This window comes from Streptomyces sp. NPDC054796, assembly GCF_053611545.1.
The window spans coordinates 25,133-45,341 of sequence record NZ_JBSHAO010000059.1 but is presented as its reverse complement, the minus strand read 5'-3'; the positions used below and the strand labels follow the sequence as shown (position 1 = coordinate 45,341).

The following is a 20,209-nucleotide window of genomic DNA, read 5'->3' as shown; positions in this document are numbered from 1 at the left end:
GACCGGAACGGGTTCCTCGGCACCGTCAAGGAGTACAACGCGGCCGTGACGGACGGCGCCTTCGACCCGACGGTCAAGGACGGCAAGCGGACCGTCGGCATCACCCCGCCCAAGTCCCACTGGGCGCAGCCGCTCGACACCGCGCCGTACCACGCCTATCCCGTCACCTGCGGCATCACCTTCACCTTCGGGGAGTGCGGATCGACGCGCGGGCCCGGGTCCTCGACACCTCTGGGCACACCGTTCCAGGGCTGTACGCGGCCGGGGAACTGGTCGGCGGCCTCTTCTGCTCCAACTATCCCGGCGGCTCCGGCCTGACGGCCGGCTCCGTCTTCGGCCGCCGCTACGGCCACGCCGCGCTCTCCGCGGACGAGTCCGGGCTGGAGGCGCCGGTCCCCGGTGGGCGCTGAACGCTCCGGCGTCGCTCGATGCCGCCCGGCGCCGCTCCGACGTCGGCGTCCACGTCGGCGTCGGGCGGCGCGTCAGTCCATGTCCGAGCGGGTCAGCGCTTCGGTGATCATGCGGGTGGCGAAGTCGGGGTCGTCGGTGAGGCGGTTGATGTGCTCCGCGAGCAGGAAGCCGGTGGCCTCCAGCGGCTTCATCTCGTCCTGCGTCCAGTTCCCGTACTGCTTGCGCCACAGGTTGGGGCTCAGGCCCGTGCCCGCGGCGATGACGAGACCGGCCATGGTGGGGATGGTCTCGGCGCGTACGCTCCTGGGCATCATGCGCAGCGTGGCCACGAGGTTGGGCACCACGTACTCGATGACGTCCTTGCCGTGATCCTCGTAGGCCAGCCGCAGCCAGTTCATGAACATGAAGATGAGCGTGCACGCGCCGTCCAGCAGGTCATCGGCCCCCTTGGGGCCGAGTGACGCGGTGAACTGGTCGATCAGGGCCTGTTGTTCGGGATCGGTCTCGGTCTTGCCGTCGTGGATGCTCTTGAGCCGGGAGTCGATCACCATGAGCGCTGTGCCCACATCGCCGGCGGGAGCGTGCTGGGGGTCGCAGGGCGATGACACAGGATTCCTCCTTGGATGACCATGAGTAGCGTCGCGTCTGCGTACAGTAACGCGCCGATGAGACGACGGTCTGACGAATCCCGAGGGAGGGCCTGTACGAGGTGCGCCCGGGCGAGAGGAGCGGGCCCTTCGTGCTCTACCTTTGCGCGGAGGGGTGAACAGGGCTGCTGCCAGGTCCTGTCGGTGACCGTCTCCCGGGTCTGTTCCGACCGGAGCGGCGCCGTGAGCTGTGAACCTTTCCGGCGGGCCGGTCATCGAACTGTGAGCGGCACGGGAGGCCGGGCCCGGTACCGGGTTTCCGCTGCCGGGCACATGACCACAAAGGGGCGATCAGGGAGTGACGCTGGTGAGGGAGCAACAACTGCACGCGGCGCGGACAGCCGGGCGGTCCGAGCAGAACCGGTCCGCCCGGCGGCGCGTGGGCAGGAGTACGCGTCTCGCGGCGGGCGTCACGGTGGGGCTGACCGTGGCCCTGCTGGCCGGATGCGGCCAGGAGAGCGCGGACGCGTCCTCGCCCAAGATGGTGACGGGGGAAGCGGCGCCCCTGCCCGGCGACTCCGCCGCGGGCGGGGCGAAGAAGGGGAGCGCCACCCCCTCGTCGTCCTCGCCGTCCCGCGACGGAGAGGACGGCGCCGACAAGGCGTCGCCCGGTGAGTCCGGGAAGGACGGCGCCGCCTCCACCGGGTCGGGAGGCGGCTCCGGGGGGACGGGCGGCTCCGGAGGCGGAGCGGGCGGCTCCGGCCCGTGCAAGACCGCGCAGCTCGACTTCAGCACCTCGGAGGGGGCCGCCGCGGGCAACCTCCTGGTGCACATGAAGAACACCGGCTCCGCCTCCTGCACGCTCAGGGGCTTCCCCGGGGTCGATCTCAACGGCGAGGCGGGTTCCTTCAACGCCGACCGCAGCAACGCCGCGCCCCAGACGGTCAGCGTCCAGCCCGGAGAGGCCACCAGCTTCACCCTCAACTACACGCCGAACGACTCCAGCGGCAGCGGTACGGACGTCACCAGCCTCGTCGTCACGCCGCCCAACGAGACCCAGTCGCAGACCGTGCCCGTCAGCATCAACCTGCCGGTGACCGACAGCCCCACCCCCGGGGTCACCGTCGACCCGGTCGGCGTCGGGTGACCGCACCCGTAGGCGCTCCGACCGCGTGAAGAGGGACCGTCACCGGCCACGTCGTCGTGGCCGGTGACGAGTGCGTTCCGAAGCATGCCCCCCCCGCACTCCCCTCCGCGTGGCTCCCCTTCGAGCCGTGCCCGTCCGACGTGCCCGCCTGACGCGCCCGGCTGCGAGAACGTGGCCGATCAGAGGGAAGAGCCGTGAACTCTTCGGCCCCGCGGCGCATCCAACATCACGAGAAGCGCTGAGAGGCGCGGACGTTCGTGGCCGTGGAGGCCCAGGCAAGGGGAAAGGCGGGAAGTGTGGTGAGCGAGTCGCGGTACGAAGGCGCCGAACGGCGGGAGCGGGCGCTACGGGTGGTCGGCCCGGCCGGTACGGCGCGGCCGTCCGGCGGAGGCAGGCGATGTCGTAATGGCTTAACGTGCCACGCCACAATGACCGATTTCATTTTCTGCGTGCCCGAACGATGCCCGTTTTCCAGTGGCGTGGGATTCACTGAACAGGAGCGCGCGGCCTGATAAGGGAAAATGCTCTGCCCGAGTGCGGAGGCGGTGTGTCCACATCGGTTCCGTTCCCGGGGAAAGTCGCGCCGGAAATGCTTCCCGCATGCTTGACGTCCTTCGTCAAAGTTAGGTAACAAGCCTCATCCCGCATTTGAAAAGGCCGCGAATCTTGTGCTTGCCTGTGGGGCGTTCGCGGAAATCGTCGAAGGCTCGGCACGGCTTTCGCGCGGTCCGGCACGCTCGGCCGCGCACCAGAGCGGAGCAGGCGTGACCTGCCTCGACCTTCCGCCTCCTGCCGGTACACGGTGACCGGCGCAGTGCGTACGGGCATCACTCGTCCGCATTCAAGTGGTGAACCTGAAAATTCCGAAAAGGGGCTTTGTCGCATGATTAAGTAGTTGCTACCCCGGGGGACCTCCCCAGGTGTCCCGATCTTTCCGTGCACCCGGATACTTCTTCACCTTCTTCGGGTGCGAACCCACCGTCGGAACTGTTCAGTGCTGTTCATCCCGCTTCTCGGCGCTTCCACAAAGCCCGACCGGAGTGGGAACGGATTCTCCTCGATACCTCCCCGGGTCGGCGGGACGTTCATCCTCCGGATGCACATACCGCACTCACGTGGAGAAGCCGAGAATGTGCGAGATCAAGAAGGCAGCGGTTGTGCCTGTGCCGTGGTCGGCGAGGCGTTGAAGGTACGGGCGGGGGCACGGACGCCCCTTCCCGCGGTTCCCCACCCCGTGCGGAACCGCATGCGGACGAGCCCCCGCGTACCGAAGCGCGGCCCGGCCACGGCACACCTCCGCACCGCGTGCCCGGCACCAGTGGTGCCGCACGCGGACCCGAACAGTTCCACGCACATACCGCACCACATACGGAGTAGCCCTCCATGACTGTCAGAATCCTGTCCAAGCGCAAGACCATCGTCGCCGCCGTCGCGGGCGGTGCGCTGCTCGCCGGTACCCCGCTCGTGGCCTGGGCCGCGTACGAGACACCCCCGCCGGAAGTCACCGCATCCGCCGCCACGTTGGTGGACGGCGAGGGCGAGACGGTCTTCGGCAAGAACGCGGACAACGACCGGCCCATGGCCAGCACGGTGAAGATCATGGTTGCCACCATGATCCTTGAGGACAAGTCCATCAGCCTGGACCGTCAGATCACCGTCAAGCAGGAGTACCGCGACTACGTCGAGGAGCACCACGCCAGCACGGCCGACCTCCAGACCGGTGACAAGCTCACCGTCGGCCAGCTCCTCTACGCCGCCCTGCTGCCCTCCGGGGCCGACGCCGCCTACGCTCTCGCCGACACCTTCGGCGAGGGGGCGACGATGGAGCAGCGTGCCCAGTCGTTCGTGGTGGACATGAATGCCAAGTCCCACCAGATGAACCTCGGGAAGACGAAGTTCGACACCTTCGACGGCACCGGCGGTGACTCCACCACGGCCAATGACCTGGCCAAGCTGGCGCAGCGCGCCATGGAGAACGACACCTTCCGCAAGATCGTCAAGACCAAGGAGTACGAGACCGAGGCTCCGGCCGCCAACGGCCGGACCCGCTACTACACCTGGCACAACACCAACCAGATGCTCGGCTCGTACAAGGGCATCACCGGCATCAAGACCGGTACGACCAGCGCGGCGGGGGAGTGCCTGGTCTTCGCCGCCGAGCGTGACGGCAAGGTCCTCACCGGCACCGTGCTGAACAGCAAGGACCGGTACAAGGACGCGGCGAAGATGCTGGACTACGGCTTCGGGACAAACGACTCGGAGAACATGAAGGTCCGCAAGCTGCCGTCGGGCGCTCAGCAGGACTGACGCACACCCGCACATGTGGCATCGACGTGCCCGGTCACCTGATGGTGGCCGGGCACCTCGCATGTGCGGCGCCGACGTCGCTTCCGTGGCGCCGACGTCGCCCGCGCGGCGCCCGTACGACCTGCGAGGTGCCCGCTTCGGCCCGCTGACCTGCGGCGATGCGGCAGAGAGCGGTTACCGTTTCCGGACAATGTTTCCCCGGCCTCCCGTGAACTCCCTTCAGAGGGGCGGCATCACACCTCCCGTAGACGCACTCCGTACGGAGAGCGCCGGACGGAGACCCGGCGCCGGAAAAGGGGAACCATGACTGCCAAGCTCACCCGCGCCGTTCGCTGCTCCGCCGCCGTGCTGGCCGTCGTCGCGGTCGGCGCGGGTGCCACCGCGTGCGGCACGGCCTCCGGGGAGACCTCCGCCAAGGCCGCGGCACACTCCAGCACGGAGAAGGGCTCCTCGTCCGGCGGCCAGGGCGGCCAGGCGGGCGGGGCCCAGGACGTCGGGTCCAAGGTGAAGTCGACCGCCGAGAAGGGCTCGCGGACCGACGCGGTGAACCCGTCGGCCAGCGGCAAGCGCTGCCACACCGACGAGCTGGACTTCCACTGGGGCGGGCCGCACGGTGGCCGCCCGGACATGGACGCCGACCACCAGCAGATCGTGAGCATCCAGCTCATGAACACCAGCTCGCGCACCTGCACCCTGCGCGGCTTCCCGGGCGTCCGCATGATCAGCGAGTCCGGTGAAGCCTGGGACCTGCGCCGCTCCGGGGACGAGCCGACCACCGTCACCCTGGGCTCCGGCGACACCTCCGCCATGCTCAGCATGACCATTCTGCCGGTCCCCAGGGACATCAAGGACACCAAGCCGTTCCTGCCGGGCAAGGTCCTGATCACCCCGCCCGACGAGACGACCCACGTCACCCTCAAGTGGCCCTACGGCGGCGCCGTCCTCGACCAGTCCGGCGCCACCCGCCCCGGCACCTTCACCAACCCGGTCGGCATCGGCTGACCCCGGCCGATACCGGCGAGGGAGGCTGCCAGAGCGCGGCAGCGTGAGTGGCGGCCGAGCCGCGCGCCGTGGTGGTGCACGAGGCCATCGGCGACGAGGAGACGCACGCCGTCACACCGGGGTACTAGCCCGCGCTCCGGCCGGTGCCGGTGAACCGGTCCCGGAGCAGCCTCCCGGCATGGAGCTGCTGGTCGTTGAGCGTCCGCTCGCTGTAGGCCGCCAGCAGCGGGGTGACGTCGTCGCCGACCTCGACCTCGGGCAGAGTGTCGAAGACGGGCCGGTAATGGGCCGCGACGTCTTCGGCGAGCTGTTCGATGTCCTCGTCAGCGGTGTCCGGACCGAGCGCGGCGAACCGCTTCAGCAGTGCCGTGGCGGCCGGAGTCAGCGCGTTGAGCCGGACCAGCGTCTCGGACAGCGCGGCGGCTCCCCGCTCGTCGATCAGATGGGCGAGCAGGACCACCTGGTCGCGTTCGTGGCGGGCCAGGTCGGGCGCGATGTCAGCGGCGGCGCTGAGCGTGGGCCCGTAGGACGCCAGCGCGGGCGGGAGATCCGGCATCGCGCCGTGCTCGCGTAGCCTGGCGATCACTGCCCGCCTGCTGGTGAGCCGCTCGATCTCGGCAGCGGCCTGCTGGTCCAGCTCGTCGAGCAGCGCGTCGGCCGCCCGCTGGTCGTCGAGCACGTCGGGCAGCGCCGCGAGCGGCACGCCGAGCCCGGTCAGCCGGGTGATCCGCAGGAGCCGGACCAGATGCCGCACGTCGTAGACGCGGTAGCCGTTGACCGAGCGCTCCGGTTCGTCGAGCACCCCGATCTGGTGGTAGTGCCGCAGGGTGCGGACGGTGACCCCGGCGAGTGCGGCCAGTTCACTGCTGCGCAACGGTCTGCTCCTTCTGTTCCGGGCCCGGCGGTGCCCGCGATCGGGCGACGGCGGCGGGAACGCCCGGCCGCCCGGCGGTCGGGACCCGCCTGCCATGACGGGGGAAAACCGTACTCGGCGTCGGCCCGGGCGAGTCCGGCACCTGCCCGCCCGCACCACCGGAACCGCCGCACGGTCCGGCCGTTCCGCATTGACCCCGACGCGACGTCGGGGTGTTTCGTCGGTGCTGTCGGAGCCGGAGAAAAGGATGAGAACGATGACTGCACTGTCCGATGCGGACTACGCACGCGCCGAGCAGATGCTGGCCCCGTACCGGGCCCGGCGCGTGCCCGCCGCGGTGCTGCCCCGATGGCTCTCCGGGGGAGCGCGGTTCTGCTACCAGAACGGATCGAGGTTCCTGGTGGTCGACCCGGCCGAGGGCACCCGGCGCGACGCGTTCGACCACTCCCGGCTCGCCGCGGCGCTGTCGGCGGCCTCGGGCCACGCCGTCGAGGCCGACGACCTGCGGATCACCTCCGTGGAACTCGACACCGGAGAGGACGGCACCGTGCGCTTCTCGGCCTTCGGCGCGCGGTGGGAGTTCCCGGACCGCTCCGGCGCGTGTGTGCGGATCGAAGGGGAGCGGCCCGGCGGACCGGACGAGGTCGCCTCGCCCGACAAGGCGTGGTTCGCGTTCCGCCGCGACGGAAACATCTGGGTGCGCTCCCGGGACGGCGAGCGGGAGTTCGCGCTCACCGACGACGCTGAGCCGGACTTCGGCTACGGCGTGACCATCGACGCGCTCAGCTCCCGGACACTGATGCGCACCTTCGGCCTGGAGCCGGCACCGGTGCTGGCGTGGTCACCGGACTCGACGCGGATCCTGACCCACCGACTCGACCAGCGCGGGCTCGCCGAGCAGGTGCTCGTGGAGTCCGCGCCCCGCGACGGCGGCAGGCCCGTGGCGCACCGCTACCGCTACCCCATCGCCGGTGACGAGACCACCGCGACCGCCTCGTGGACGGTCCTCGACATCACCACCCGCGAGGTGGTGCGCCAGCAGGACGCCCCCTTCCCGGCCACGCACCCCTCGCTCCTGGAGGGGTTCCGCTGGTGGACCGGAGAGCACGGCGAGTCGGTGCACTTCCTGCACCAGTCCCGCGACGGCCGCACCCTGGAGCTGCGCAGGCTCGACCCCGCCACCGGCGCGACGACCACGCTGCTCCGCGAGACCGGCCGTACCCGCGTCGACCCGACTCCGGAGTACTGGGAGCAGCCGATGGTGCGCGTGCTCGCCTCCGGCGAGGTCCTGTGGTGGTCCCAGCGCGACGGCTGGGGACACCTCCACCTCTGCCCGGCCGACGGCACCGAGGCCACGGAGGCCACGGAGGCCACCGAGGCCACGCAGATCACCAGGGGCCAGTGGCTGGTGCGCAGCGTGCTGTGGGTCGACGAGGAGCGCAGGCAGGTGTACTTCACGGCTGCCGGGCTCGTCGACGGCGACCCCTACGTGCGCCAGATCTGCCGGATCGGACTCGACGGCACCGGATTCACACGCCTCACCGACGACGAGTACGACCACGACGCGGTCGGCCCGCCCGGCGGCGGCTATCTCGTGGACCGGGCCTCCACGCTGAGCACCCCGCCCCGTTCGGTGGTGCGCGACGGCGACGGACGGGTCCTCGTCGAGCTGGAGACCCCGGACGCGGACGCGCTCGCGGAGCTGGGCTGGATACCACCGGAGCGGTTCCGCACGCTCGCGGCCGACGGCAGGACCGTGGTACACGGTCTGCTCTGGCGGCCCCACGGCTTCGACCCCGGACGCCGCTACCCGGTCATCGACCACAGCTACCCGGGCCCGCAGGTGAGCCGCACCGCCTCGTCGTTCGACAACACAGGAACCGGAGACCCGGAGGCGCTCGCGGCACTCGGCTTCGCCGTCGTCGCCATCGACGGCCGTGGAACGCCAGGGCGCAGCAAGGCGTTCCACGACCACTCCTACGGCGCGCTCGGTGACGCCGGCTCGCTCGCGGACCATGTGGCGGCGATCCGCGAACTCGGCCACCGGCATCCGTGGCTGGACACCGGCCGTGTCGGCATCACCGGGCACTCCGGCGGCGGATACGCCGCCGCCCGCGCGCTGCTCACCCACCCCGAGTTCTACTCGGTCGGTGTCGCGGTGGCGGGCAACCACGACAGTGGTGTCTACGTTCCGATGTGGGCCGAGCAGTACCACGGCGATGTCAGCGACGAGGGCAAGCGCGCCATCTCCAACACGGCGCTGGCCGCCCACCTGCGGGGGAAGCTGCTGCTCATCCACGGAGAACTCGACGACAACGTGCACCCGGGCCAGACGCTGCGCCTCGTCGACGCACTGATCGAGGCCGACAAGGACTTCGACATGCTCCTGGTGCCCGGTGTCGAGCACGCGCTGTTCGGCCGCATGCACCACACCAACCGGCGCATGTGGGACTACTTCGTCCGCCACCTGCACGGCACCGAGCCGCCGTCCTACCGCCTGGCGCCCCTCCCGCTGCCGCCGAGCACCGTGCTGGTGTGAACCGGCCGGCTGCGCCGGTGTGCACCGGTCGGCGCCGGTGACCACTGCCGTCCGTACCCGCGGCTCGTCGTCGCGGGTGCGGACGGTGGCCGCGCTCCCCTCGCTCGCCACCCGCGTCGCCGCGTCGCCGCGGAGCGTGCCTAGCGCAGCAGCCGGGCCGGGACCGCGTCGGCCAGCAGGCGGTAGCCGTGCGGGGTGAGGTGGAGGTGGTCGCCGCTGTCGGCCGCCGCGAGGAGCCGGTCGGGGGCGGCGGGGTCGCGCGTCGCCGCGTCGAAGTCGATGACCGCGTCGAACGTGCCGCTGTCCCGTATCCAGGCGTTGACACGCTGCCGGGCCGCCTCCCGTAGCCGGTCCGCGTCGTCGTACAGCTCGTTGCCGCCGAACGGGGTCAGCGTCGCCCCGTAGACGCGGATGCCCTGGGCGTGCGCGCGGGTGACGATCTGCTCGTATGCGGCGAGGAGCTGGTCCGCCGTGTCCTTCTGCGCGGCGGAGGTGGCGGGCGCCGTGCCGATGTCGTTGACACCCTCGAAGACGATGAGCCGCTCGACGCCGCTCTGGGCCAGCACGTCGCGGTCGAGGCGGGCGAGCAAGTTCGGGCCGAGGCCGTCATTGAGCACCCGGTTGCCACCGGCCGCCTGGTTGAGGACGGCGGTCCCGGCCGTGGCGGGACGGGAGCGCAGCCGGTCGGACAACTGGTCGGGCCAGCGGTTGTTCATGTTGGTGGTGGAGCCCCTGCCGTCGGTCAGCGAGTCGCCGACGACGGCGACCGCGTCCGTGCCGCCCGGCGCTTCGACCTCCACACCGCTCAGGAAGTACCAGTGGTCGGTGGGGGTGGCGCCCGGCAGCTCGCCGTCCGTCACATGGTTGCCCGCCAGCAGGTACGAGGTCGTCCTGGACCCGGGGTGCGAGGTGATGGCGTCGGACGCCTGTCCCTCGGCCAGATACATCGTCACCGTCAGGTTCGTGCCCGCCCGTACCTCGAAGGGGAGCGGGTCGGAGACGACCTGGGCGCCGACCGGCACGCTCGTCGCGGCCCGGCCGTGGAAGGTGACCGGGCGGGCGGTCCCCGGCTCCGTCGCGGCGGTCCCTGCCCGGCCGTCCAGCGGAAGCGCCACGGAGACCGAGGTGACGGGCAGGGGCGCGCCGCCGAAGGCGTTGGAGAGGCGCAGCCGCATCCTGTCGCCGCCGACCGTCGCCCGGACGGTCTGGCGCAGGGTGCTGTCGTCCAGGACGAGTCCGTCCTGGGTGAACGGGGGCGGCGGCATGTTCCCCGGCTCTGTCAACTGCGGCATCGCCGTCCAGGTGTTCACCCAGTGCCGCGCCCCCACCCCCGCCCCCGTCCCGCCGCTCTTCGTCCCCGTCGAGCCGAGGGCTGAGGAGGCGGCGACGAGGACGAGGGCGAGCAGGCACGCGGCGACGAGGCCGATGGCTCCGGACAGTTTGTGCACGGTGCTTCTCACGGCAGCGCTTCCCTTCGTGGCACCGGTGGCGAGCAGCACGGCACCCGCGCGCCGTGAAGCTGGGCAGCGCGACGACGAGGCATGCCGGAAAGGAGCGTTGCTGCGGCCTCATGGAATGGAGGTGACGGTATGGAAGCGCTCCCACCGCGTCAAGCGAACCGCACACCGAAAGGTTTTCGGACGAGGGCGTCCCAGGTCATGGGGGTGCGCCGGGCCAGAGCAGAAGGCACCGGCCCCTCGTCGGGCATTCACAAGGGCGCAATCTTTCCACGTGCGGCACGCACTCGCGGCGGAAGTCCCTTCCGCTCCGGCGGCGCGTCCGCTGTCCTGGAATGGTGCGCCGTCATCGGTGCGCGGCGCTCGACGGGAGTAACGGGAGCAGGCGAGCTCCACCCGCGAGCGCCTGGAGCCGAGCCCGGGCGCGGTGGAACCACCCTTCGCGCCGCACCAGGTGTCCGACTCGCCCCGCGACGCGTCGTCAGGTCGCCGACGTGCTCGGCGCGTTCGTGGAGGGCACGACGGCGCTTGTCCGCCGTGCGGGATCGCCGGTGGGTGTGCCCGCTGCGGTGAGGCAGAACCATCCATGTCGAAAGGCGGTCTTTTCATGAGCGCACCAGGTTCGTCGGAGCCGACGGAGCCCCCGGTGGAGGTGCGGCATCCCGCGGAGCCGTGGCGGATCAAGAGCGTCGAGCCGCTCCGTCCGACAAGCCCCGAGGAGCGCGCCGCGGCTCTGAACACGGCAGGCTACAACGTGGGGCTGCTGCCGGCCGAGCTGGTGTACATCGACCTCTACACCGACTCGGGGACCAGCGCCATGTCGGACCGGCAGTGGGCGGCCGTGATGCTCGGCGACGAGTCGTACGCGGGGTCGCGGAGCTACTACCGCTTCGAGGCGGCGGTGCGCGACCACTACGGCTACGAAGAGGTGATCCCCACGCACCAGGGGCGCGCGGCGGAGAGCATACTCTCGCGCTGCCTGATCCGGCCGGGCCATCACATCCCGGGGAACATGTACTTCACCACCACGCGCGAACATCAGGAGCTCAACGGCGGGACCTTTCACGACGTCATCGTCGACGAGGCCCACGACCCGGCGGCGGACCTGCCGTTCAAGGGGAACGTCGATCTCACCAAGTTGCAGCAGCTCATCGACAAGGTCGGGGCCGAGCAGATCCCCTATGTTTCTCTGGCCGCGACGGTCAACATGGCCGGGGGCCAGCCCATCAGCCTGGCCAATCTCGCCGAGGTCCGCGAGCTGACGCGACGGCACGGCATCCCGGTGATTCTGGACGCCGCCCGCGCGGTGGAGAACGCCTGGTTCATCAAGCAGCGGGAGCCCGGCTGGAGCGGGCGGACGGTGGCGGAGATCCTGCGGAAGATCTGCGAGCTGACCGACGGAGCCACGATGTCGGCGAAGAAGGACAGCTTTGTCAACATCGGCGGCTGGCTCGCCGTGCGCGACCCCCGCCTCGCCGAGCAGGCACGCAACCTGGTCGTCGTCTACGAGGGCCTGCACACCTACGGCGGGATGGCGGGCCGTGATCTGGAGGCGGTGGCGCAGGGCATCGAGGAGTCGGTGCAGGAGGACAGCATCCGCACACGCGTCGAGCAAGTGGCCTACCTGGCGGACCGGATCGCGGGAGCCGGGGTGCCGATCGTGCGCCCGGTGGGCGGGCACGCGGTGTGCCTGAACGCGACCGACTTTTTGTCGTACGTGCCGCGCGAGCAGTTTCCCGCCCAGACACTGACCTGCGCGCTCTATCTCGACGCCGGGATCCGCTCCACCGAGCGGGGCGCGGTGTCGGCCGGCCGCGATCCGGTCACCGGCGAGAACCGCTGTCCGCCGCTGGAACTGGTCCGGCTCACCATTCCGCGCCGCGCCTACACGCAGGGGCACATGGATGTGGTGGCCGACAGCGTGATCCGGCTGTACGAGAGGCGGGAGGCGCTGTGCTCGGGAGTGGAGTTCACCCACGAGCCGTCGACGCTGCGGTTCTTCCAGTCCCGCTTCCGGCCGCTGTCGGCCGATCCGCTGTTCGGCCCGGTCGCCGGAGGGCAGGCACAGGACCTGCCGCACTCCGCCGGGATCACATGACGCCCCTGCCGCCGGCCGCGGCGGCCCTATGACCGCCTGTGAGGAGTGCACCATGCCCGAGCTGTCCGCCACCCACCGCCCATCGCCCGGACCGGCCCCCGACAACCACCCGTCACTGCCGCCTACGGAGCTGATGCGGCTCGCCACGGGCTTCTGGAGTTTCAAGACCTACGCGGGCGCCATCGAGATCGGTCTGTTCGACCTGCTCGCCGACGGGCGCGAGCTGACGGTGGAGGAGGTGTCGGCCGGGCTGGGGATCGCCCACCGTCCGGCCGACCTGCTCCTGGCCGGCTGTGCCTCGCTGGGCCTGCTGGACAAGTCCGGTGCCCACTACCGCAATTCCGCGCAGGCGGAGGAGTTCCTGGTCAAGGGACGGCCGTACTACTTCGGCGGGTTCGTGCGCTACCTGGACGCCCGGGAGTACCCGGCATGGCAGCACATCGTCGAGGCCCTGCGCACGAACCGCCCCACCACCTGGACGCCGGGCACGCAGGAGTCCCTTTTCGACACCGAGGACCCGGAGACGTTGCAGATGTTCTGGGACTGCATGTATTCCGTCTCCGTCCTCACGGCGCGGACGCTGGCCGGGGTCTACGACTTCACCCGGCACACACGGCTGCTGGACGTCGGCGGCGGCGCCGGGGCGTTCCCCGTCGAACTGTGCCGCCGCTTCGGCCATCTGTCGGCCACCGTCTTCGATCTGCCCCATGTGTGCGACCTGGCCCGCACGAAGGTCACCGAAGCCGGGCTGGACGGCAGGATCGACGCGGTGGCAGGCGACTTCCACCGCGATCCCGCCCTGCCGGGCGGCTACGACGCCGTCATCCTGAGCATGATCCTGCACGACTGGGACGAGGAGAACGGGCGTGCGCTGCTGCGCAAGGTCCGGGCCGCCCTTCCCTCCGGTGGCGCGGTGCTGATCTGCGAGCTGCTGCTCAACGACGAGCGCACCGGCCCTCCGCCCGCGGCCCTGATGGGGATGAACATGCTCGTGGAGACCGAGGGCGGCAAGAACTACTCCGCCGCCGAGTACCGCCGCTGGCTGCTGGACGCGGGCTTCGCCCGGGTCGAGGTCCTGCCCGTCGAGGCGGTCGGCGCCAACGGAGTGGTCGTCGGCCACGTCAGTTGAGCGGGCTACGTCAGCTAAGCCGGGCCACGCAAGCCGGTCGCGTCGGCCACGCCGGTCGCGTCGGCCCTGTCGGCCCTGTCGGCCCTGTCGGCCCTGTCGGCCCTGTCGGTCACGCCGGTCACGCCGGTCACGCCGGCCATGCCGGTCACGTCGACCGAACGGACGCACGCGCGCCACGCCGCTGCCCGGCGCCGGTGCCCCTGCCAATGTGGAGGAGAGCCATGCATCTGCCTGAGCGCCCAGCCGGATACGACCGTGCCCGGCATGGAGTGCACCTGCTCAGGTCGCCCGAAGTGATCGCGGACCCGTCCGTCTACATCGACGCGATCGCCGAGCTCGGCCCGCTGTTCTTCGACGAGGTCGGCTCGGTCTGGGTGTGTTCCGGCTACGCCGAGGCCGTCGAGATCCTGCGCGACCACAGCCGGTTCTCCTCCGTACGCGAACACGACCACGCCGCGCTGCGCGAGCGGGGCCTGCACGCCTCCGCGGCCCTGAGCGCGATGGTGCACGAGCAGATGCTCTTCCTCGACCCGCCGCGGCACAGCGCCGTCCGCTCGGCACTCGCCGGACAGTTCTCCGGCAAGCGGATGAAGAGCCGCGAGAGCGACCTGCGGCGGATCGCCGACCGCGCCCTCGAAGGCCTGCCCGCCGAGGGCGTCCTGGACCTGGTCGGCGACTTCGCCGCGAAACTTCCCGCCGCACTGGTGGCCCTTCTGCTCGGCATGCCGGGACGGGAGGAGGACCTGACCCGGTGGGCCGAAGCCTATGAACGGCTGCTGGGCGGCCTCTCCGCGCTACAGGCGCCCCCGGACCCCCAGGTCGACCGGGACCTGACCGAGGCACTCTCCGTACTGCGGCAGGAGGCGCAGAACCGCCTGCACACCCCCGGCGACGACGTGATCAGCTCCCTGACGGCCCCCCTGGCCGACCGGACACCGAGCGACGAGGAACTGTTCGCCATCGCCGCGAACTGCGTCGTCCTGGTCGGCGGCGGGTACCAGACCCTGCCCCACCTCGTCACCTCGGCCCTGCTGGCCCTGCACGACGACCCGGCCTGCCGGCGGAAGCTGCGCGCGGAGCCCGGGATGATCCCGGCGGCCGTCACCGAGACCATGCGCCTCAACGGATCCAGCCAGTACGTCGCGCGCAGGGCCACCACTGACGTGACGGTCCACGGGACGCCGATCGCGGCAGGCGACAACGTCCTGGTCCACCTGGCCGCCGCCAACCTCGATCCCCGGACCTTCACCGCACCCGGGACGCTGGACCCGGCCCGGTGCGGTCCCAAGCACCTCGGCTTCGGCACCGGGCGGCACGCCTGCCCGGGCGCGGGCTATGCCGAACGCCTGGCGGGTTTCGCCATCGAGGGCTTTCTCGCCAGGTACCCGGCCTACGCCCCGGAGCCGGGTCCGGACGCGCTGTCCTGGGGCCTGCACGGCAACACCCGCTGTCTCGACCACGCACACATCCGGGTCTCCGCCGACGCACCGGCCGAGGCCACCGCCGTCGACACACCCGTCGAGGCCGCCACCGTCGACACACCAACCAAGGCCACCACCGCCGTCCAGGCAACCGAAGAGCATGCCCGCTCCGATGGCGGCGACCCATCGCGGCCACCCAGCGAAGCCCCGCCCGCGCACTGCTGGCACGAGGTCTTCGAGCGGCAAGCCCGGCTGACACCCGAGGCGACGGCGGTGCGGGGGCCGCACTCCGCCGTCACGTACCGCGAACTCGACCAGCGGGCCAATGCCCTGGCCCACCGGCTGCGCCACCTGGGCGCACAGCCCGGCGCGGTGGTCGCCGTGGTGATGGAGCGCTCGGTCGAATTCGTCCTCGCCGTGCTGGCCGTCGCCAAGTCCGGCGCCGCGTTCCTGCTCGCGGACGTGACCTGCCCCCGCGAGCGCCTGCGGGCCATGCTCGTCGACGCCGACGTGCGCCTGGTCATCGGCGACGGCACCCTGCCCGCTTCGGCCTTCCCCGCCCGCGTGATCGGCACCGACGCGCCCGACTCCCGGCAGGAAGCGCCGCTGACGGGCGTCTCGGCAGGCGACAGCGCGTACATCGTCTTCACCAGCGGCACCACCGGAGCCCCGAAGGCCATCGCGATCAACCACGAGGCGACGGTCAACCTCCACCTCGCCCAGCGTGAGATCTTCGGCCTGCGCCCCGGCGAGCGGGTCCTCCAGTTCCTGTCCCCGAACTTCGACGGCTGCGTCGCCGACCTCACGCTCGCGCTCCTGTCGGGCGCCACCCTCGTCGTCGCTCCGGCCGACCAGCTCACCGTCGGACCACCGCTGGTCCGGCTGCTCGCGTCCCAGAAGGTCACCACGGTGATCCTCACTCCTTCCGTGTGGTCGGCGCTGCCCGATCAGCCCCTGCCCGACCTGCGCGTCGCCGCGGCCGCGGGGGAGCGGCTGCCGGCAACGTGGGTGCGGCGGTGGGCGGCCCCGGGGCGTCGCCTGTTCAACCTGTACGGTCCGGCCGAGACCGCCGTCATGGCGACCTGTCACGAATGCGTCCCGGGTGAGGAGCGGCCGCCCATCGGCTGGCCTGTCGCCAACAAGCGCGCATACCTCCTGGACGAGGCACTGCACCGCGTCGCGCCCGGTCAGGAAGGGGAACTGTGGATCGGGGGCGTCGGCGTCGGCCGGTACCTCGATCAGCCGGACCTGATGGAAGAACGCTTCATCCGCGACCCGTACACGTCCACCGGGCCCGCCGGTCTGCTCTACCGCACCGGCGACATCTGCCGCCAGCGCCCGGACGGCGCACTCGACTACGTCGGCCGACGCGACCGCCAGGTCAAGATCCGCGGCCAGCGTCTCGAACTCGACGAGGTCGAACGCGTGCTGGAATCCGCCCCCGGCGTCGCCGACTGCCACGTGGACGAGCACGACGGCCGCCTTCACGCCCTGGTCATGCCCGACGGCCCGGACCTCGACGAAGCACCGGTCCGCGACCACCTGGCCGGTCACCTGCACGGCGCCATGCGGCCCCAGACACTCACCACCGTCGCCGAACTCCCGCGCACCCAGAACGACAAGGCCGACCACCCCGCCACGCTCACCACCGTCGCCGAACCCCCGCGCACCCAGAACGACCACGCCGACGACTCCACCCCGCCCACCACCACGCCCTCCACCACGCCCACCCCCTGCCACGGCTCCACCGCCGCACCCCGCAGGCGGCACTCCCGCCTGACCTGGGAAGTCGCCCAACACTTCGCCCAGGCCCTGGACATCCCCCTGCGCCAGGTCCAGACCGACTCCGACTTCTTCACCAGCGGTGGCGACTCCCTCACCCTGGCCGCCTTCCTCCAGCGCCTGGAGTCCCTGGCCGACACCCCCGTGGACACCAACGCGCTGATCACCGCTCCCACCCCCGAACAGATCGCCTCTCTCCTCCTCTCTGACGGGATACCCGCATGATCCGGCCGGTCAGGCACACGAGAAAGGGCACGGGCCCCGACACGGTCCTGTTCGTCCACGGAACGATGGACCACAGCGGGAGCTTCCGCCGTATCGCGGACCACCTTCCCGGCTGGAGCGCCGTCGGCTACGACCGCCGAGGGTGGGGCGCCTCCCGCGCGCTCGCGTCCCCTCGGCCCGTGCTGGCCGACCACGTCGACGATCTGGCCACGGCGGTCTCCGCACTGCCCAGGCCCGTCGTGGCCGGACACAGTTACGGCGCTCTGGTGGCGCTCACCGCGGCGTCCCGGAACCCCGAGCTGGTCAAGGCGGTCGTCGCCTTCGAACCGCCCCTTCCCTGGCTGCCCTGGTGGCCCGCCACCGCCCCCTGGGAACAACTCGTCGACGACATGTCCGAGGAAGGCCCGGCCGCTACCGCCAGGGCCCTCCAGGAAGCTGTCCTCGGCCACCCCGCCGCAGGACAGAGCGACGAAGAACTCGCCGCGCTCGGCACCGCCCTGATCCACGAGATGACAGACCCCACGATCGGTCTGCCCTCCTTCGACCCCCTCACGATGACCACACCCGTCCTCGCCGCCTCGGGAACCCGCTCACTTCCCCACCACCAGCAGAGCGCACTTCACCTCTGCGACCTGATCCCCGACGGACGCCACGAACACATCGACGGCGCAGGGCACATCGCGCACCTGACCCACCCCCGGCACTTCGCCGCGCTCATCGAGCAGGCCATCGCCCCGCCCAGCGGCTGACACCGCACCACACAGGAGGACCTCATGCTGCCGAGCAACCTGGAGAAAACCCTGTTCGGCGTGATCGCGACACCGGTCCTGCACCTGGCCGACCGCCACCACGTGTTCTCCCACCTCGCGGCCAACGGGCCGAGCACCGCGCGGGACATCGCCACGGAGCTCGGCGTCGACGAAGACACACTGGAGCGCATACTGCTGGTCCTGACCGCGTTCGAGGTCATCCGGCGCACACCCACAGGGCACTACAGCCTCCCGGAGACCGTGCGGCCCTTCGTCGACCCCGACGACGAGCGGTACATCGGCGGATTCGTCACCCACCTCGTCGAGGAAACGGCGAGCAGGATGCCGCAGCTCGACGCCTACCTCCGCCACGGCAAGGATTCCGTGGACAGCCCCGAGCCGCAGCCGTTCGCCTCCCTCTACCGCAGCGATCAGGCAACCCGTGCCTTCCTCAACGCCATGTGGGACCTCAGCTTCGCCCCCTCCAGGGAACTCGCCGCGCTCGTCGGACTGGCCGGCACCGCCCACCTCGTCGACGTCGGCGGCGCAGGCGGCCCGTTCGCGGTCGCCGCGCTGCACGCCTCACCCACACTCCGGGCGACGGTGTTCGACCTGCCCCGGGTCCAGCCCTACCTCGAGGAGACCCGTACCGCCTACGGCCTCGGCGACCGGCTCGCCTTCGTCCCCGGCGACTTCTTCACCGACGACTTCCCCGAAGGCGACTGCATCGCCTTCGGCTACATCCTGTCGGACTGGCCCGACCACGAGTGCCTCCAGCTACTGCGCAAGGCACACCGCGCCTGTCAGGACCACGGACGGGTGCTCGTGATGGACAGGCTCTTCGACGACCACCGCCAAGGCCCCCTCGCCACGTCCGCGATGAACCTGACCATGCATCTGGAGACCCGGGGACGGCACCGCACAGCCGATGAATTCACCGGACTCCTCACAAAGGCCGGGTTCGCCCACTGCGAGACACACCGTTCCAGCGGCGACAAACACGTGGTCATCGGCTACAAGAACGACCCGCGGCCCGCCTGAGTCGGATGAGAGCCCGCTCCTCGGCTCCGGCGCGCAGCGCACGCACGGCTTCCCCTGTCGTCATTCACCGAAAGCGCGGGGCCCTGAGACTGTGCACCGGGGATCTTCCACGTGGTACCGGCCGGTGATCAGGCTCCAGTCCTGATTGCCGCGAACCCAGGACTCCAGCCCCGCGAGGTACTCCTCCAGCCGGGGGTCGGTGTCCCGCCGCCCGCGCAGCCGCTCGGCCAACGCCACGAAGTTGCGGGTCTCCTGGGTGTGCATCTCCACCGCAAGATCCAGAGCGCTCTCGAGCGAGCACCCACGCTCCTGCGCGAGGACCCTGACCAGATTGATGGCTCCGGGCCACGACAGCTCCCGCACCCCGGAGAGGACATCGTTGGCCCAGGAGATGGGCGCCCGGCACTCTAGGCTGCCTCCTGGTACCGGCACCGGCACCGCCCCCGTCCCAGGAGCGCATCCCATGTTCGACCCCGCCACCACCCACCACCCGTACCCCGACGCGCTGCACCCGGACGAAGCACCCGCGCCGCACGCGTCGCTCGCGCCACTGGCCGGGTTGCTGGGCACATGGAGGGGGCACGGCCGCGGCGAGTACCCGACGCTCGCCGAGGAGTTCGCGTACGCGCAGGAGATGACCTTCCGTCACGACGGACGGCCCTTTCTGCACTACGAGACCCGCGCCTGGCTGCTCGACGCGGACGGCGCCCCGCTCCGGCCCTCGGCGCGGGAGTGCGGCTGGTGGCGGCTCCAGCCCGAGGGGCGGGTGGAGGCGCTGATCACCCAGCCCACCGGCGTCGCGGAGATCCTGGTCGGCCGCGCCGACGACGGAGCGGCCGATCTCACCACCCATCAGGTCGCCCTCGCTCCCACCGCCAAAGAGGTCGACGCCACCCGCCGCCGCTACACCCTGACCGACGGGGACACACTCGACTTCGTCCACGACATGGCGGCGGTCGGCCAGTCGCTGCGCCACCATCTCACCGCCCGGCTGCGACGCGCGGACGGGAGCCGGGCACGGGACGTGGACGTGTCAGAGGGCCGGTGACGGGTGCGGTGTCTCCGCGACGGATCCGGCGTCTCCGCTGGTTCATGCACCGGACAGATGCGGCTGTCCAGAATTCGACCTGACGTTTACCTGGCGATTCCTCTACGCTCCGCCTCGAAGAGCCATATTCGGGAAATCGAATATGACGCGACATGAGGATCCGCGAAGCGCGGATCACAGGGCGTTTTCGATCGAGGAGGTATCAAGTGTTCGACCAGGAACTTCAGGAAGTCACGCGTACCGAAACGCCCGTCATGCTCGTCCCCGACCTTGTAGAGGAGATGGTGGCGGAGCGTCAGAACTTCCAGCTGGTGAAGTTCCGCACGACGTGCACGGACTGCGTCCCCAACCTCTGAGGGATGACGGTCACGTGACGGCGGGGCCGTCCCCCC

Annotated in this window: 17 protein-coding genes; 12 read left to right on the top strand and 5 right to left on the bottom strand. The window is 70.8% G+C overall.

Annotated features, from left to right (window positions below):
• Positions 1 to 119: 119 nt before the first annotated feature.
• Positions 120 to 410 (top strand): FAD-binding protein, encoded by a 291-nt coding sequence (locus ACWGJ2_RS33605; RefSeq protein ID WP_453350118.1) that lies wholly within the window; start codon positions 120 to 122, stop codon positions 408 to 410.
• A 72-nt stretch (positions 411 to 482) separates the two neighbouring features.
• Here the strand turns inward: ACWGJ2_RS33605 and ACWGJ2_RS33600 are convergent, their stop codons facing one another.
• The gene (locus tag ACWGJ2_RS33600) at positions 483 to 1,019 is read right to left on the bottom strand and encodes a hypothetical protein (RefSeq protein WP_453350110.1); all 537 of its coding nucleotides are present in this window, start codon (positions 1,017 to 1,019) and stop codon (positions 483 to 485) included.
• A 346-nt stretch (positions 1,020 to 1,365) separates the two neighbouring features.
• Between ACWGJ2_RS33600 and ACWGJ2_RS33595 the strand changes: the two genes are divergently transcribed.
• The 3 genes from ACWGJ2_RS33595 to ACWGJ2_RS33585 all read left to right on the top strand — a co-directional run bounded on the left by ACWGJ2_RS33595 (position 1,366) and on the right by ACWGJ2_RS33585 (position 5,454).
• The gene (locus tag ACWGJ2_RS33595; RefSeq protein ID WP_453350109.1) at positions 1,366 to 2,145 is read left to right on the top strand and encodes a DUF4232 domain-containing protein; all 780 of its coding nucleotides are present in this window, start codon (positions 1,366 to 1,368) and stop codon (positions 2,143 to 2,145) included.
• A 1,383-nt stretch (positions 2,146 to 3,528) separates the two neighbouring features.
• Positions 3,529 to 4,452 carry a D-alanyl-D-alanine carboxypeptidase family protein gene (locus ACWGJ2_RS33590; RefSeq protein WP_453350108.1) on the top strand — a complete coding sequence of 308 codons (924 nt, stop codon included), beginning with the start codon at positions 3,529 to 3,531 and terminating at the stop codon, positions 4,450 to 4,452.
• Between the two features lie 303 nt (positions 4,453 to 4,755).
• Positions 4,756 to 5,454, top strand: coding sequence for a DUF4232 domain-containing protein (locus tag ACWGJ2_RS33585; protein WP_453350107.1), 699 nt, complete (start codon positions 4,756 to 4,758; stop codon positions 5,452 to 5,454).
• Between the two features lie 124 nt (positions 5,455 to 5,578).
• On the opposite strand, the gene ACWGJ2_RS33580 is transcribed toward ACWGJ2_RS33585, so the two are convergent.
• Entirely contained in the window at positions 5,579 to 6,328 is a 750-nt protein-coding gene (locus ACWGJ2_RS33580; RefSeq protein ID WP_453350106.1) for a MerR family transcriptional regulator, read from the bottom strand.
• 256 nt (positions 6,329 to 6,584) lie between these two features.
• Here ACWGJ2_RS33580 and ACWGJ2_RS33575 point away from each other — a divergent pair, with 256 nt between their 5' ends.
• A complete protein-coding gene (locus ACWGJ2_RS33575) occupies positions 6,585 to 8,867 on the top strand; it encodes a DPP IV N-terminal domain-containing protein (RefSeq protein WP_453350105.1) in 2,283 nt (760 codons plus the stop codon).
• A 140-nt stretch (positions 8,868 to 9,007) separates the two neighbouring features.
• Here ACWGJ2_RS33575 and ACWGJ2_RS33570 read toward each other — a convergent pair whose 3' ends face one another.
• Positions 9,008 to 10,327 (bottom strand): SGNH/GDSL hydrolase family protein, encoded by a 1,320-nt coding sequence (locus tag ACWGJ2_RS33570; RefSeq protein ID WP_453350104.1) that lies wholly within the window; start codon positions 10,325 to 10,327, stop codon positions 9,008 to 9,010.
• Between the two features lie 604 nt (positions 10,328 to 10,931).
• Here ACWGJ2_RS33570 and ACWGJ2_RS33565 point away from each other — a divergent pair.
• A complete protein-coding gene (locus ACWGJ2_RS33565) occupies positions 10,932 to 12,422 on the top strand; it encodes a tryptophanase (protein WP_453350103.1) in 1,491 nt (496 codons plus the stop codon).
• 52 nt (positions 12,423 to 12,474) lie between these two features.
• A complete protein-coding gene (locus ACWGJ2_RS33560; protein ID WP_453350102.1) occupies positions 12,475 to 13,551 on the top strand; it encodes a methyltransferase in 1,077 nt (358 codons plus the stop codon).
• A 14-nt stretch (positions 13,552 to 13,565) separates the two neighbouring features.
• Here the strand turns inward: ACWGJ2_RS33560 and ACWGJ2_RS33555 are convergent, their stop codons facing one another.
• Positions 13,566 to 13,691 carry a hypothetical protein gene (locus tag ACWGJ2_RS33555; RefSeq protein WP_453350101.1) on the bottom strand — a complete coding sequence of 42 codons (126 nt, stop codon included), beginning with the start codon at positions 13,689 to 13,691 and terminating at the stop codon, positions 13,566 to 13,568.
• Positions 13,692 to 13,772: 81 nt separating this feature from the next.
• Between ACWGJ2_RS33555 and ACWGJ2_RS33550 the strand changes: the two genes are divergently transcribed.
• Genes ACWGJ2_RS33550 through ACWGJ2_RS33540 form a run of 3 tightly spaced genes read left to right on the top strand, consistent with a single transcriptional unit; the run spans position 13,773 to position 18,769 of the window.
• Positions 13,773 to 16,979, top strand: a complete 3,207-nt coding sequence (locus tag ACWGJ2_RS33550; protein WP_453350100.1) for an amino acid adenylation domain-containing protein — start codon at positions 13,773 to 13,775, stop codon at positions 16,977 to 16,979.
• Positions 16,976 to 17,728: an alpha/beta fold hydrolase gene (locus tag ACWGJ2_RS33545; protein WP_453350099.1), complete on the top strand. Its 753-nt coding sequence runs from the start codon at positions 16,976 to 16,978 to the stop codon at positions 17,726 to 17,728. The genes ACWGJ2_RS33550 and ACWGJ2_RS33545 overlap by 4 nt, the downstream gene beginning before the upstream one ends.
• A 24-nt stretch (positions 17,729 to 17,752) precedes the next feature.
• Positions 17,753 to 18,769 (top strand): methyltransferase, encoded by a 1,017-nt coding sequence (locus ACWGJ2_RS33540; RefSeq protein ID WP_453350098.1) that lies wholly within the window; start codon positions 17,753 to 17,755, stop codon positions 18,767 to 18,769.
• A 60-nt stretch (positions 18,770 to 18,829) separates the two neighbouring features.
• On the opposite strand, the gene ACWGJ2_RS33535 is transcribed toward ACWGJ2_RS33540, so the two are convergent.
• Positions 18,830 to 19,234, bottom strand: coding sequence for a terpene synthase family protein (locus ACWGJ2_RS33535; protein WP_453350117.1), 405 nt, complete (start codon positions 19,232 to 19,234; stop codon positions 18,830 to 18,832).
• Here ACWGJ2_RS33535 and ACWGJ2_RS33530 point away from each other — a divergent pair.
• Both ACWGJ2_RS33530 and ACWGJ2_RS33525 read left to right on the top strand, forming a co-directional pair.
• Positions 19,233 to 19,817 (top strand): FABP family protein, encoded by a 585-nt coding sequence (locus tag ACWGJ2_RS33530; RefSeq protein WP_453350097.1) that lies wholly within the window; start codon positions 19,233 to 19,235, stop codon positions 19,815 to 19,817. The genes ACWGJ2_RS33535 and ACWGJ2_RS33530 overlap by 2 nt on opposite strands.
• A 206-nt stretch (positions 19,818 to 20,023) precedes the next feature.
• Positions 20,024 to 20,173: a hypothetical protein gene (locus ACWGJ2_RS33525; protein ID WP_453350096.1), complete on the top strand. Its 150-nt coding sequence runs from the start codon at positions 20,024 to 20,026 to the stop codon at positions 20,171 to 20,173.
• Positions 20,174 to 20,209: the final 36 nt, after the last annotated feature.